The organism is Litoreibacter halocynthiae, assembly GCF_004365635.1.
Classification (GTDB): Bacteria; Pseudomonadota; Alphaproteobacteria; order Rhodobacterales; family Rhodobacteraceae; genus Litoreibacter; species Litoreibacter halocynthiae.
In genome coordinates, this window is sequence record NZ_SOBH01000004.1 from 211,898 (window position 1) to 225,555 (window position 13,658).

Genomic DNA, 13,658 nt, shown 5'->3' on the forward strand with positions numbered 1-13,658 from the left:
AAGTCAGTGCTACCTTGTTTCACGAGAGTTCATTGGAAAGACGCTAGTTCGGAATTGTTGATTGTCCCATGACGAATCCAGAACCGATCAAATAAGCAGAAGTAAAAGAGATGCCGGATGAAGTTATCCAAAATCGGTCAATCTTGGATTAAGGGCCGAAGTGAAGTCGCCAAGTCCGAGGAAACTGTGGCAAGTCAGCCGAGGGCTTCGCACGTGCTGAGCACCGTGGTGGGGACTGCAAGACGCGATCCGCTGCGCAAGCTTTTGGCACCCTATTTTGACGAGCAGTATTATCTGGAAGTCTACTTTGATGTTAGAGAGGCCGGCATTGACGCCCTCGACCACTATATCAATTTTGGAGAGCGTGAGGGCCGGCAGCCATCGCCAGAATTTGACCCGATATTTTATGCTGAACGCTATGCCTCGTCTCTTGGGGGCAAAAAGCCCCTGCAGCACTACGCGATGGAAGGGAAGGCAGCCGGCAATCTGACCAGTGCCGACGGGTTTGACTATGATTGGTATAAGCGGGTCTACCTTAACAAAAACGCAACAAACGCCGACTGCCGACAGCACTATCTCGAGAATAAGCGGTTCAACCTCCTTTGCAAAAAGGGTGATGACGCGTTTATCAAACTGCGAGAAGAGTTTGATAGCGATTTTTATCTGGCGACTTATCCGGCGATCGGCGATCTTGATCCATGGATGCACTATGTTGGCGCAGGCCGACGCGAAGGCCGCAAGATCGCGCGCTGGTATCGGGACGGTATCGGAGACATTCAAAAGCAAGTCGAACTCGTTATGCGTGAAGCATGGGAGCTTCAAGGCATCGATCTAATGTTGGACCGGCTTGATATCTCGGGGCTTGGTACACTCGCGTCAAGCACGCCGTCCTATCTTGACGCCTCTAACCAAGCGCTTGTAGAGGCGCTTAATGATATCGGCTCCGAGATCTCTTCACTCGTGGCCACCGGATCACTCGGAATTGGCGGCGCGGAGCTTTACGGGATCAACCTCTTCCGCGCGCTTAGCAAGCTGCACGGTACCAGAAAAACTATTTTGTTGGTGACTGACGGCGAGCGCGGCAAAGGTGAGAAGTGGCTACCCGAAGACGCAAAAACTCTGGTGATATCTGATTACTTGCCAGATGCAGACAGCGAAGCGCGCGCCCAATTTACACGTCGACTTATCTCGATTGTTCAGCCGGAATCGACATATTGCGTTAACTCGCGGGCGCTGTGGGATGTGATGATCAAACCCAAGAGCGCGATCGGTAACTTCACAAAGCTTAGGGCATGTCTCTTCTGCTATGACTACACGGCAGAGGGCGCTCCGGTGGGTTACGCAGCTACGGAATTTCCGCAGGCCTTCACATTGATCGATCATTTTCTCATCGACAACCAAACATTTGTAGACCAGTTGATTTCAGACTTCTCGATACCTGCCAACCAGCAAAAACGGCTTCAGGTATTGCGAACACCTGTAGAGCAAAAAAAGCTTCCCGAACGGGCAGAGAAAACGCAGCGACGTGTCTTTTGGTCGGGTCGTATGTCGCGCCAGAAGCTCCCCGAGATGATCGGCAAGATCGCAGAACTTTGCCCTAGTATCTCGTTTCATCTCTATTCAGTGCCGGGTAATATTAGCACCGAGAGCCTAGGGCTTCCCGCAAACGTCAAGATAGAGCCGCCCTATGATCCTGATGTTGGCGTACCGTTCGAAAAATATGATGCATTTCTCTACACTTCACTTTGGGATGGTATCCCGACTGTGCTGCTTGACGCGGCCTCTGCCGGTATCCCTATTGTCGGTTCAGCGAGCGGCGGCATCAGCGAAATACTAGACAACGATACAGGCTGGCTGGTTAGTGACATTTACGATCCGCGCCAGTATGCGCGCTGCTTGCAAGAAGTCTGCTTCACATCCAAGGAAGCCTCTCGCCGCAGGGAGGCGATGTTCCAACGCTTGAATACACAACACTCGTGGGAAAAGTTTGAGAGCATCGTCAAGCTGGTAGAGCAAGAAGAAGAGCTGGCGAAATGAAGAAGACAGACGTTACAGCAATCATCAATGCCCACAATGAGGGCCTCATCCTGACGGGCACACTCAAAAGCGTGTCAAAGGCCGTGCAACGCGCTGAAGAAGGTGGATTGTCAGTGGAGGTGATGGTTGTCGCAGACCGATGCGACGATCTCACACAAGACGTACTCAACGATTTCGATGAAATTCCTGTCAAGTTAGTAGAGGGCGACAATGGCGACTTGGCAGAGTCAAGAAACCAAGGTGTTAAGCTTGCTGAAGGCGAATTCATCGCTTTCATTGACGGTGATGACCTCTGGGGTGCCGACTGGTTGCTAAACGCTGTCGAAGCGGCGCGCAAAGAAAAGCGAGAGTGTATATGGCACCCCGAGGTGAACCTCTATTTTGCAGAAAACCATCAGTGGTTTTTCCACCATCACGACATGGACAGCCCTGACTTTAAAGTCGAGAACCTGCTCGTGATCAACTACTGGACAGCCCTGTCGTTCGCGCGGAAGAAAGTCTATGTTGATAACCCCTATGTGAGAAACCAAATCTCCAAAGGGATGGGGTATGAAGATTGGTCGTGGAACTGTTCTACGATCGCGAAGGGTCTGGTTCATAAAGTTGTACCAGAAACCTGCCATTTCGTTCGGAAGAAAGAGTTCTCTTTGGTTCGGGAGTCTGTGCAAGCCGATGTAATGGTGTCCCGACACGGCCTATATAATCATCTTTTTCAAGACAAGAAACGCAAGTTCGCCAAGCGCTAGGGCGCGCGCCTGAACGCTTTCCCAGCCATACGGTGGTGGTGTTCACTCCGTTAGGCAAATGCGAAGCCATCATGCAGTTTGGTCAAGGTTTCCCACTGTCTGCGCGCTCGGTAAGAAAGATAGTATGCAAAGAGTTTCACTCGTAACGGGTGGCGGAGTTTCAGGGCTCAGGTCAGACCTCACTGCTGGACCTAACGCAGACGCTGGACGCTGCAGCAGACGGCGCGCCGACACCCGTTAACCACGAGGCTGAGCGCGCTGGAGATATTCGACTGTCATTGGGCGACCCGTCGAGAGCTGCTGACCTCTTGAAATGGCAGGCAAACCGTTCGCTGAAAGACAGACTCAATGCAATGCTTCAAGCGAGCTGATTGACAGCCTCAAGGAAGCCCTCATGCTTCCTCACGAGAGGTGTGAGAAAGTGACTATTTATCACTCAAGAAATTGAAGCTCTCAGTATCACACGCTGTTGTTGTCACAAAGTGAACGCCCGCATCTATCATTTTTCTCAACGACACTTCGGAGTCGTCCTGCTCACCGCGACTTGGCCACCCGCCGTGGCAATAGAACAATGCACTCAAGTCACGTTTGTTTATCATTTTCATAAAGTCGGTGACGTCTTCGTAATGCAGTGGCCAATATAGCATCACGCCATCAACGCGCTGCGCCTGAAGCTCTTGCAAAACCCAGTCATCCAGATCGCTGTGACAGGCATGAAACTTGTAGAGAACTGTGCTCTCCGGGAAGTGGGTCTGGATCTCGCGGATAGCTTCGATGCCATACCCGCAGAACAACAGCTTAGCGGCACTTATCTTGGCCGCATCGGTAGCTGCTCTGAGTTTTTTGAACGACGTGACAGGAATTCGCGGATCGAGCATCACGACAGTATCGAGCAGCATCTCGAGCGCTTCGGACAGCTCGAGAATGTACTGAGGCTTGCCCTTGTGCTCTCCGATTTTAAACTCTTTCAATCGGGCCGCAGTATGCTCGGATGTCACAATCTTGTCGTCGCCGTTAATGATAAGATCATCATGCGCCAGAATAAATTTGCCGTCGGCAGCTTCCCGAATGTCAATTTCTACTGCGTCAAAGCCTCTCTCCAAAGCTTCTTCAATCACTGCGGCTGAGTTTTTGGGCGGAGAGTACCCACCTGGTCCGAGGTGCTGCCCCCACGCGATACGAATTGTCCTGCTGGGTTTGGGCGCCAATTCGCGGTCACTTAAGGGTGTCGCTTGTGTACCAAGCTCCCAAGGCCACTCGTGGTATGGATTTGGCGTGTGCCATGTTTCGCCATACCTCTCGGCCATGAGTCTTTCCGGCTTGGCGGGCGCAGGCAGGGTGCGTCCGTAAAGCTCGACTTCAGTTGTCGGGATGACGATGTCTTCAGGAATACCACGATACAGATAGCGTTCCATCATCAGATGAAGCAACGAGCCGTCTCTGTAGCAGGGGAATAAGTCAACGCCTCCGCGCAAGCCGGGAGGTGTCACGTGAAAATTGGTTCCGGAGTCCCAAATTCTGTAGTCCAGATCTTTGAAGAGCTGCATCACAGCCTTGCGATTGTGCATCATCTCTTCGCGGTTTGACGACGTGTCGACATATAGCATATCGACGTCATCATCATGTGGAATAAACCCCTTGTCGCGGATCGCGCCAAGCAGTGTTCCGTAGCAGATCATGGCTTCCATGCCGTTTTCCCGCAGGATGTCAGAAACAGCTTTCATGGAATGCAGATAGTCTTCTTTGTGATCAAAGAGCGCGGCTGTGCCGATATTGTGCTTGCCAACCACGATTTTCGAGCTGGGCTTTGAAGCGCTCTCCCGCATTGCGTCTGTGAGGGCTTCAACCTTGGCGACTCTCTCTTCCGTAGACAGGATCCGCTGAAAATCAATCATGTGTTTAGTTTCGAATGTCGGATACGAGGCCACCAAATTGCGCCAAAGCGCCGCGATAAATGTGAGTGTCGATTCTGTAACAATAGGCTCGCTAGCAAAAACCGGCAGCAACCAATAAAGCAAATTATTGTCCAGAACCAGGTCGCCTTTCAGCAGCTCTGCCCTTGCACACGACCTGATCTCGTTGGCAATCATCTGTAGGTGGTTTTGTCCGCGAATAGTCTTCGGAATGTCGAAGTCTATCGCTTCACAGAGCTCGTTCAACTTAGCTTCGAGTTGATCAAACCGTGCATTCTGGAAGTTACTTTTCTGATCAGCATCAAGCCATGTCGTGCAGGTGAGGTTTCGTGCTCTGACACCGTAGATACCGCCACGATTTCCGATTTCGAGGCTGGATACCTCTATGGGCTTCTGGAGAGTAATGGACAGCCGCGGCGCCGGTTGCTTGGCGCTGTGTAGTGGGCCCGTCTTGATGATTTGGTCCTTCACGTCCGTCTCGTCGGACGATGTAAAGGAGCTCGACATTTTACATTCGTCAATAACAGCGTCCAGATCGTAAGACTTGCCGTTCTTGTCGATAATCTTGATGAATTCCAGATTCAGATAAGTGCCGGACTTCTGGCGCACTTCCATTTCGATAGTGTCGATCAGACTATTGACATCGATTTTCAGCGTCGAGAAAGGCTTGTTTCCAAAGTAGCCGTAACCCGGAAATACTGTTTTGGCTAAATCCAAGTGCATTTGTCTCTCGTCTCCATCACTGTCCAAGTTGCCCGATGACACCACGTATTTGGTCAAGGCCCTTTTGTATTTCAGCAATCTTTTCTTCGCTTACGGAGCTTAACGCCTCCTTGAGGCTCGTCGTCGACACATCAGACGTGCGCTCAAGGTATTTCACTTCGCACTTGTTAGAAAAGTTGTCGAACTTGCCTTCCCAGTCAGAGCCCATGACAAGGTAATCTGCGCCATGCAGTTCAATATCACTGGATTTTTGCTCCCAGTTATTCTCAGGAATAACCAGATCAACGCATTTGATTGCACCGACGATACTTGAGCGGTGCTCATAGGGAATAACACATTTTTTACCCTTCAAGGCGTTGAACTCATCGGTCGAAACACCGACGATCAGCCTGTCACCAAGTTGCGCCGCCCGCTCGAGGATACGGAGATGGCCGATATGAAAAAGATCAAAAGTTCCATAGGTGATGACAGTAGACATTTCGGCTCCAAATTGGTTCGTAGTCGCAGATTACTTGCACTTGATTTGGCTGGTATATATCGAAGTCAAAAAGTAAAATACATAACCAAACTAGTCCCCAAGGCGCAGGTTCATCTTGTGGGTACTCTGTTCCGAAGGGCAGTGAAAGTCGCCCGACCTAAAAGAGCTCCTTTTCTTCAGGGAATGCAGGCATTACAAGAGCGCTTGTCTGGCTCAAACGCACATTGACACCTTGTTGCTGGATAGGTCATCATCATCTCGTTCGGGTTTTTCTGCTCGGGAACAAAGACAAATCTCGCAAAAATTGAGAAAAATGCCTAGGACACAACTTCCTACCGAGAATAGCGGATCAAACCGTACCGCATTGGTCACAGGCGGCGGCGGCTTTATCGGTCAGGCGCTTCTAACCCAGTTGCTTGGCGCAGGTTGGAGCGTACGGAACCTTGATTTTATTGCGGGTAAAATATCTCACGAGAACCTGACACATTGGCAGGGTAGCTTCACCAACAACGATCTGCTGCACGAAGCGATGTTCGGTGTTGATTGTATCTTCCATCTAGCCTCGACGCACTTTCCAAAAGAGGCCAATGCGCACCCCTTTGCCGATGCTGAAAGCAGCATTCTCGGAACGATTGCCTTGGCAGATATGGCCAAGGTGTCAGGCGTCCGGCGGATTGTTTACGCCTCGTCAGGCGGGACGGTCTACGGCAATCTAGTTGAAGTGCCAGTTCCCGAGACACACCCGACGCGTCCGATCACGGCTTACGGCATCTCTAAGCTGGCGAGCGAGCATTATCTGCGTTTCCTCGACAGCGGTGGCATCGAGACGCTTTCCTTGAGGGTAGCAAATCCCTACGGGCCGGGGCAGAATATCAGCAAGGCGCAGGGTGCCCTTACGACGTTTTGCCACCATGCTGTTCAAAACCTGCCTATCTCAATTTGGGGAGACGGTACTGTCGAGCGCGACTTCATCCATGTTGATGATGTGGCGCGCGCGTTTGTTCTGGCGGCAGATAGCACTGCCCGTGGCACCGAAGTCAATATCGGCTCCGGTCAGGGTGTTTCCCTCAACCATTTGCTTGAGCTTATTCGTTTGGCGGGCTGTTCTCCCGATGTCGAATATCAAGACGCCCGCGCATTTGATGTGCCGCGCAGTGTGTTGAGCATCCAGCGCGCGCGGGAGCTTTTGGGCTGGATCCCGGAAAAGGATCTCAAGTCTGGCATTGAGGAAATGATACAGGCTTTTCAGGCTCGAATCTGAGGGCATAGTGCTTTGAAACTCACGTGTGCGGTCGCAAAGCCGATGAGCAGCCCCAACTCAGTGGTTCAGTTTGAATGCTAGTGTATCCCACTGTTCCGAAAATCGTTATGCAGCGGCGTGTTGTACTCGATTGGCGCCGCGACCTTTACCGCGCGTTGAGGCCCGTTGGATCAACGAAGCTCCCTCGGAAGTTGAGCAAATCAAGAAATTTGGCTTAGTCGCCACTTTCACCTGAGCGGGGGTGTGGCTGCCAGAATGACAAATCGATACATTACCGCCCGTTCTGGACAGAGCCGCTTCGGCTTCCCGCTGTTCGGCAAAGTGCTTTTCATGCTAGGCGAAAAGCGACTGGAACGCAGTAACTGGCGCTTGTTGGATCGATACCCGTCGAGCGTTTTTCTCCTGGGTGTCAACCCAAGGCGCGCCTCACACGATGCCAGAAATATCCCAACTATCAGGTCTGACCGTAATGGCGCATCACTTGAGCGAGGCTTAACCAGTGCTTTGGGGTCATATCATCGCGGAAAAAGTAGTCGCTCTCCTCGTAGTCGACCATGGTGAGATCCGCGTCTGTCAGCTTGGTGTAGCGATTTAAAAAGGTCGCATTGTTTGGCGCAAACTCGGTGCGGATTCTCTTAGCCTCGGCGCGCGCATACATCGTGGTACGCCGACCCTCAAAGATTGGCGTAATCGCGTCCGCCAACTCTGGATCGTAACCATCTGGGCGATTGACCAAAACAGCAAGCCATGTCTGAAGTGCCTCTTGTGACCGGTTGGCGTCCTCTTGCTTCATCAAGTCTGCCAGATGCCCGAACCCGATATGGTCAAGGAAGTTGGTGAGCGGGTTCACCCCCTGCCCGTTCGGGCGGAACGGGATGAAGGTGATCTCGTCCTCGGTGAATGCTTCAAGCAACATGTCGTAGAGGTCGTTGTAGTCTAAAAATACCCCTGTCGCCTGCCGTTGCGTGAAGCAGGCAGAGAGAAATTTTTGCCAATCGAAGTTCGGGTTCTTGCGAAACACTTCAAAGTAGACCGACTGCACAAGGCTAAGCTGATCGCGCAGCGAGCAGACGACCTGTACCTCGTCGAACGGGGCAATCCATTCGCGCAGCTCGGCAAAGTTTACTCTGTTATCTGGGGAGCCACGCGAAAGTTCCTCGGTCGAGATAAGAACCGTGTTGTCGGAGTTACCATTCACCTCGGCTATACTCTGCCAATGCGCCTTTGCCCCTGCCGGATAGTGGTAAAACTCCGGTAGCTTAATCCAGTCTGCGACCAAGCCGTGATGCTGATGCGGTAAAACCGGGTAAACCAGCCCCGCACGGTGCGCGATCTCTTGGTTATGGGCGAAGGTCTTCTGAATTGTCGTGGTCGCCGTCTTATGCGTCCCAATGTGAAGGATGATCTTTGACATCTCAGACGCACCCCTTGCCAGAAGCTCTGGCCGATTTTTGACATTTCATCAGGTTTTACTCCATTTCGCGAGCACCCTTAAATAGGCGTCCCCGTACTGTCGCGAGGGTTCCAACATAGCCTTTTCGGCCCATTCGTTCCACGAGTTTACGAACAACTCTGTGCGGTATGATTTGGAAAGGCGATGCGTGCAGGTTTGCGCCATCCACGCGTCAAAGGTCATCGGATTTGACCCCCAGGCGATGTGACCGCTCGCACCACGGCGCGCCGTGTTGTCCCAAGACGGCATCACGCCCGCAATGGTGTTGTGAGGCAGTTTGTCGGTGTATGCAGCATTGTTGCTGTTGGCCACGACGCCCCGATAGTCATAAATCAACCCGCTAAACCCTGCCACAGGGTGCAAGTCCAGTTCCGTATCGGCCGGCCCGCCCAGCAGATATTGCTCGGGCGTGACCAGATTATGGGGTGGCATTTCTACCCAGAAGTCCAACAGATCGGGATCGAATTGATGTTCGCCTTCCACGTGGAATAGCACGGCACCCAGCTCGACCTCCCCTATCCCGCATGCGCGCCACGCGTCGCGCAGGCGGGCAATGCTGGCTTTTGCGTCAGGAATGTCCTCTGGGCGATAGATAACAAATCGGGGGCGTGTCCCGTCAGGGCGTTGGTAGCGCGGGTCTCGCATATAGACCGCCGTGTCATTGGCAAGTTTCTCTTCAAACTCGTCAGCATAGCCTTGATCAAGGAGAACCTCACCGGACAGCCCGTCCCAGTTGCGCCGCCAGCTTTCGTTTGCCCAGCACAGGTAGAATGGGAAATCCACGTCGGGGTGCTTCAGCAGCCGATCGATCGGGCTTTCCAAGATACGCTTTCCATCAAACCAGTAAAAATAGGTACAGAATGCGTCGATGCCCATTTCCTTAGCCAGCTCGGCCTGTTCGCCCAAAACCTCGGTTTGGCGGAGATCATAAAAGCCAAACCGGCCCGGAAGCTGCGGATGATGGTGAAAGTCATAGTTCGGCTCTGCGGCGGAAACGGCAACCCATTCAGTGTATCCTTGCCCCCACCATTCGTCATTTTCCGGCACGCGGTGGAACTGTGGCAGGTAAAAAGCCGACACATAGTCCGGCCTCGGTGCAGTCTCGACAGGCGCCATCTCCTCCAGCTGGCTGGTTTGGACGATACGATGGCCGCCATCTTCAGCCATGTAGCCAAGCGCCCGCTCGAACGCGTGGGCAACAGTGCCATCGACCTGGCCGTATTCCTGCTCAAAATCGGTCGCCGTCAAAGACATGCCTCGCATCGTCGCCACAAGTTCTTGCTTCAGCCAATACATAGAGCCCGCAGCAAAGGATAAGCGGTCCTTATCTGCGACCATTTCAACCCGTCGCAACAAACTGTCCGCCACAGCCAGATTGCTGCCCCACCAAACCGGATCGTCGTAGTGCTGGCCGTCTGCGACCCAAAGGCTAGCCATCGGATCCGCTAGGAAACGGTCAAGATAGGCCGAGGTGTCTTTTCCCCGAAGCAGGCCCGAGATCAAGGCATCACGCCAAATGTCACCATCCTTGCGGTGCGGCGATTTCTTGGTGTGCACCTTGCACACGGCCTCATAGCGCGACAACAGGCCAGAGCTTACCAGATGCACAAAAGGGAAAATATCGCGGCCGTGGTTGGGCATGAAGACCACTGTGGCGGTTGGAAACTGCTCCAGAATCTCGGTCCGCAACGCATCGGTTTTCTCACCAAACCGGGTGATCGTCACGAAAAGATCGAAGGGAATATCCAGGTCGACCAGTTTGCGCGAAAAGTCGTCCCAAAGCTCGTGGTAGTAGATATGCGCATGCACCGCAAAGCGGCTGGGAATCTTGGGTGCCAAAGCTGCAAGACTGCGAAGGTCAGCGATCGAAATGTCATCTGCCCGCGGCCCCGATGAGATGTCCTTGATCAGACGCCCTTCTTTCTTGCCGAACCGAATGTAGTGAAGCAAGGGCAGAATCTGTGGGTCGGCAAGGTCGGGGTTCAGGCGCTTATAGGCTTCCGGCGAGAAATCGGGGTTGGGTTGCCAGCCGATATTTTCGCCAAAACGGACGTAATGGCGGATCGGAAATGCGCGATAGATCGGATTAACGCCACGGTTCACGCCACGATAGAAGTTGCGATCAAACAGCCCGCTTCGCCACACGCGGAATGCATAGTAGTCCATAAACGGCCGAGGCACGAAAAACGTCAGGAAGCTGGCCAGTTTGGCAAAGAGTGTATTGGTCATTGGGAGGCTATACTCGGCAGTATGAATGGGTTTGGTTAGCACCTGCCGTGACAAGGCTCAACCCGCGCGACTTATCTCTCCAGAAGGTCACGGTAATACCGCCGCAATAGTAACAGACCTAAAGAGAGCAGACTTCCTGCTAACAGGTATAGGTAGACCACAGAAACGTAAGTCGCATCATACGTAGCATAAAACCCGTCCCGCATCATGCCAGTCAAATGCAGGATCGGATTGTACCAAAGATAAGTCTGTAACTCGACCGGCACATCTTCATACAAGAAAAAAACACCGGAAATTATAAACATCGGGCGCATGAGGATCGACCAAACTGTGCGCAAAACTACGAATCTGGTGAACAAAAAACAATTTATCGTTCCGACAGCCAGTCCGAAGATCGCAGCGCTCAAGAGAGCCAGAATAACAGTGGGAAAATCAACGATTAATCGAACATCGTATATTTGATGGATGCCAAAAATAACCAGGTAAAAAACCATGAGATGCGTAAAGGTACTTAGGAGGAACCGTGCTAGCATCGCATCTATGATGGTCACGCTAGGATAGGACAACAACTGCCTCGAGAATAAGATGGATTGGGACATCTTAGTCGCAATGTCGTTGAACATCATGAAAGGAAGATAGGCCGTCGCATAGAACAGCGGAAAATTCGTGCCCAGCGACGGCGCTCGCAATGCGTAAGAGAAGATAAACGACAGCACAGCAATTGCGGCGACCGGTTCAAGGATGGCCCAAACATAGCCACCGGGCGACCTGCCATAGGTCGAGGACATCTCACGAAGCATGAGCGCAAATGTGGCTCTTGCAGTCTGGAAGCGTGGGCGGAGCGAACGCGTTAGGTCAGCCATTCAATCCTCCTTGCCGTCATTGCGCATCGTGATGATAGCCAGTTATACGTTGACTGGCGGTGAATGCCAGCCACCGGATGGAGTACGATAAAAAATGTCCCAAGCACAATCAGGCAACCTGCCCTACACGGCGGTCGAGCTTGCCCGAATCAAAACGCGCCATCTTTGGCTCATCATCAGCTTCGTACTTTTCTTCCTACTACCTGTGCTGACCACCGGAGTTTACCTTTTTGCCATCGCAAAGGACCAATATGCCTCGACGGTCGCATTCACCGTTCGGACCGAGGATGTCAGCTCTGCGGTTGATATCCTTGGTGGTATTTCGAACCTGTCCGGGGCGAGCTCATCGGATTCAGACATCCTGTATGAGTTTATTCAAAGCCAACAACTGGTTAAAGCGCTCGACGATAAGCTTGACCTACGTAATCGATATTCTCGGTCCTATTCCGAGGACTTCTACTTCTCGCTGAAGCCGGGGGGAACGATCGAGGATCTGACCAAATACTGGGAGCGTATGGTCAAAATTTACTACGATAGCGGGTCCGGCTTGATAGAGTTGCGTGTGAAAGCATTCGATCCGAATGAAGCGCTTGAGATCGCGAATGCGATCGTTACCGACAGCACCGAGATGATAAACGAGCTTAACGCCATCGCCCGCGAGGACGCCACGCGCTACGCCAAGGAAGATCTCGATCTGGCAGTGGACCGTTTGAAACTTGCGCGTCAGTCGATACTAGAGTTTCGGGCACGGACCCAGATCGTGGATCCGCAGGCCGATCTTCAGGGGCAAATGGGCATTCTGAACAACCTTCAACAACAATTTGCCACAGCTCTGATCGAGCTTGACCTCTTACGCGAAACCACGCGCGACAACGACCCGCGCATTGTGCAGGCCGAGAACCGCATCAAGGTCATCCAGGAACGCATCACTGAGGAGCGGTTAAAGTTTGGCTCCAGTACGATCGAAGGCGGAGAAGACTACGTCACAATTATTGGTGAGTTCGAACGTCTGAATGTTGATTTGGAATTCGCCCAGAGTACCTATCTTGCAGCTTTGGCGTCCTACGACAGTTCCATCGCGGAAGCGCAACGAAAGAGTCGCTATCTGGCCGCATACCTCAAACCGTCGGCGGCGGAACGTTCCTTATATCCGGAGCGCTCATTGCTGCTACTGATGGTCGCCGTTTTTGCGTTTCTTTTGTGGACCATACTTTCGCTGGCCTATTACAGCATCCGGGATCGTGGGTAGATCAGATGATTGAACTGCGCGGCGTTACCAAGGCATATCATGGGCGTCGGAATACGACATTTGTGGCCAATAACCTCAATCACATTTTTCCATCTGGCGAGTCTATCGCACTGCTCGGCCGAAATGGCGCTGGTAAATCGACATTGCTCGGAATGATTGCAGGCACAGTAAAACCCGACCATGGGGAAATCATCCGACATGGTCGCGTTTCTTATCCTGTCGGCTTTGCCGGAAGCTTCCACCCCGACCTGACCGGTGCTCAGAATGCCCGCTTTGTCGCACGCATATATGGCGTCGATTCCGATGCATTGGTGGAGTTCGTGCGCAAGTTTGCGGGACTGGGACACCACTACCATCTACCCTTCCGGTCATATTCATCCGGCATGAGATCGCGGTTGGCGTTCGGTGTCTCGATGGGTATCCCATTCGACACATATCTGGTCGACGAAGTCACGAGCGTCGGCGACGCTTCATTCAGGGCAAAAAGTCAGGCGGTCTTCAAAAAGCGAATGGAAAGCGCCGGGGCGATCGTCGTCAGCCACTCGATGGAATTGATGAAGGCCCTTTGCACCTCCGGCGCGGTGTTGGAAAACGGCCGTCTGTTTTACTACGAACGCGTCGAACGCGCTGTGGAGCATTATGAAAACATGCTGCTCGGCAAGAAGCCCCCGCAACGGCGACCTGCGACTCCCGGATAATACCAGCG

The 13,658-nt window shown here is 52.6% G+C and carries 10 protein-coding genes; 5 read left to right on the forward strand and 5 right to left on the reverse strand.

Translation table 11 applies throughout. From position 1 onward, the window contains the following. Positions 1-117 precede the first annotated feature (117 nt). Entirely contained in the window at positions 118-2,037 is a 1,920-nt protein-coding gene (locus BDE40_RS16275) for a glycosyltransferase family 4 protein (protein ID WP_134016346.1), read from the forward strand. Beyond that, a complete protein-coding gene (locus BDE40_RS16280) occupies positions 2,034-2,783 on the forward strand; it encodes a glycosyltransferase family 2 protein (protein WP_134016348.1) in 750 nt (249 codons plus the stop codon). Before BDE40_RS16275 ends, BDE40_RS16280 begins: the two co-directional genes overlap by 4 nt. 425 nt (positions 2,784-3,208) lie before the next feature. Here the strand turns inward: BDE40_RS16280 and BDE40_RS18450 are convergent, their stop codons facing one another. After that, positions 3,209-5,413: a LicD family protein gene (locus BDE40_RS18450; RefSeq protein ID WP_162848113.1), complete on the reverse strand. Its 2,205-nt coding sequence runs from the start codon at positions 5,411-5,413 to the stop codon at positions 3,209-3,211. 22 nt (positions 5,414-5,435) lie between these two features. After that, complete coding sequence (locus tag BDE40_RS16290; RefSeq protein ID WP_134016352.1) at positions 5,436-5,897, reverse strand: adenylyltransferase/cytidyltransferase family protein; 462 nt, start codon at positions 5,895-5,897, stop codon at positions 5,436-5,438. A 364-nt stretch (positions 5,898-6,261) separates the two neighbouring features. Here BDE40_RS16290 and BDE40_RS16295 point away from each other — a divergent pair, with 364 nt between their 5' ends. Beyond that, positions 6,262-7,158 carry an NAD-dependent epimerase/dehydratase family protein gene (locus BDE40_RS16295; RefSeq protein ID WP_162848114.1) on the forward strand — a complete coding sequence of 299 codons (897 nt, stop codon included), beginning with the start codon at positions 6,262-6,264 and terminating at the stop codon, positions 7,156-7,158. A 454-nt stretch (positions 7,159-7,612) separates the two neighbouring features. On the opposite strand, the gene BDE40_RS16300 is transcribed toward BDE40_RS16295, so the two are convergent. The 3 genes from BDE40_RS16300 to BDE40_RS16310 all read right to left on the reverse strand — a co-directional run bounded on the left by BDE40_RS16300 (position 7,613) and on the right by BDE40_RS16310 (position 11,703). Then, positions 7,613-8,572 carry a hypothetical protein gene (locus BDE40_RS16300; RefSeq protein ID WP_134016356.1) on the reverse strand — a complete coding sequence of 320 codons (960 nt, stop codon included), beginning with the start codon at positions 8,570-8,572 and terminating at the stop codon, positions 7,613-7,615. Between the two features lie 48 nt (positions 8,573-8,620). Further along, entirely contained in the window at positions 8,621-10,840 is a 2,220-nt protein-coding gene (locus tag BDE40_RS16305) for a glycoside hydrolase family 99-like domain-containing protein (protein WP_134016358.1), read from the reverse strand. A gap of 71 nt (positions 10,841-10,911) precedes the next feature. Continuing rightward, a complete protein-coding gene (locus BDE40_RS16310) occupies positions 10,912-11,703 on the reverse strand; it encodes an ABC transporter permease (protein WP_134016360.1) in 792 nt (263 codons plus the stop codon). Positions 11,704-11,797: 94 nt separating this feature from the next. On the opposite strand from BDE40_RS16310, the gene BDE40_RS16315 reads away from it, so the two are divergent. Beyond that, positions 11,798-12,952 carry a KpsE/RkpR family capsule polysaccharide export protein gene (locus BDE40_RS16315; protein WP_134016362.1) on the forward strand — a complete coding sequence of 385 codons (1,155 nt, stop codon included), beginning with the start codon at positions 11,798-11,800 and terminating at the stop codon, positions 12,950-12,952. A 5-nt stretch (positions 12,953-12,957) separates the two neighbouring features. Next, the gene (locus BDE40_RS16320) at positions 12,958-13,650 is read left to right on the forward strand and encodes an ABC transporter ATP-binding protein (RefSeq protein ID WP_134016364.1); all 693 of its coding nucleotides are present in this window, start codon (positions 12,958-12,960) and stop codon (positions 13,648-13,650) included. Positions 13,651-13,658: the final 8 nt, after the last annotated feature.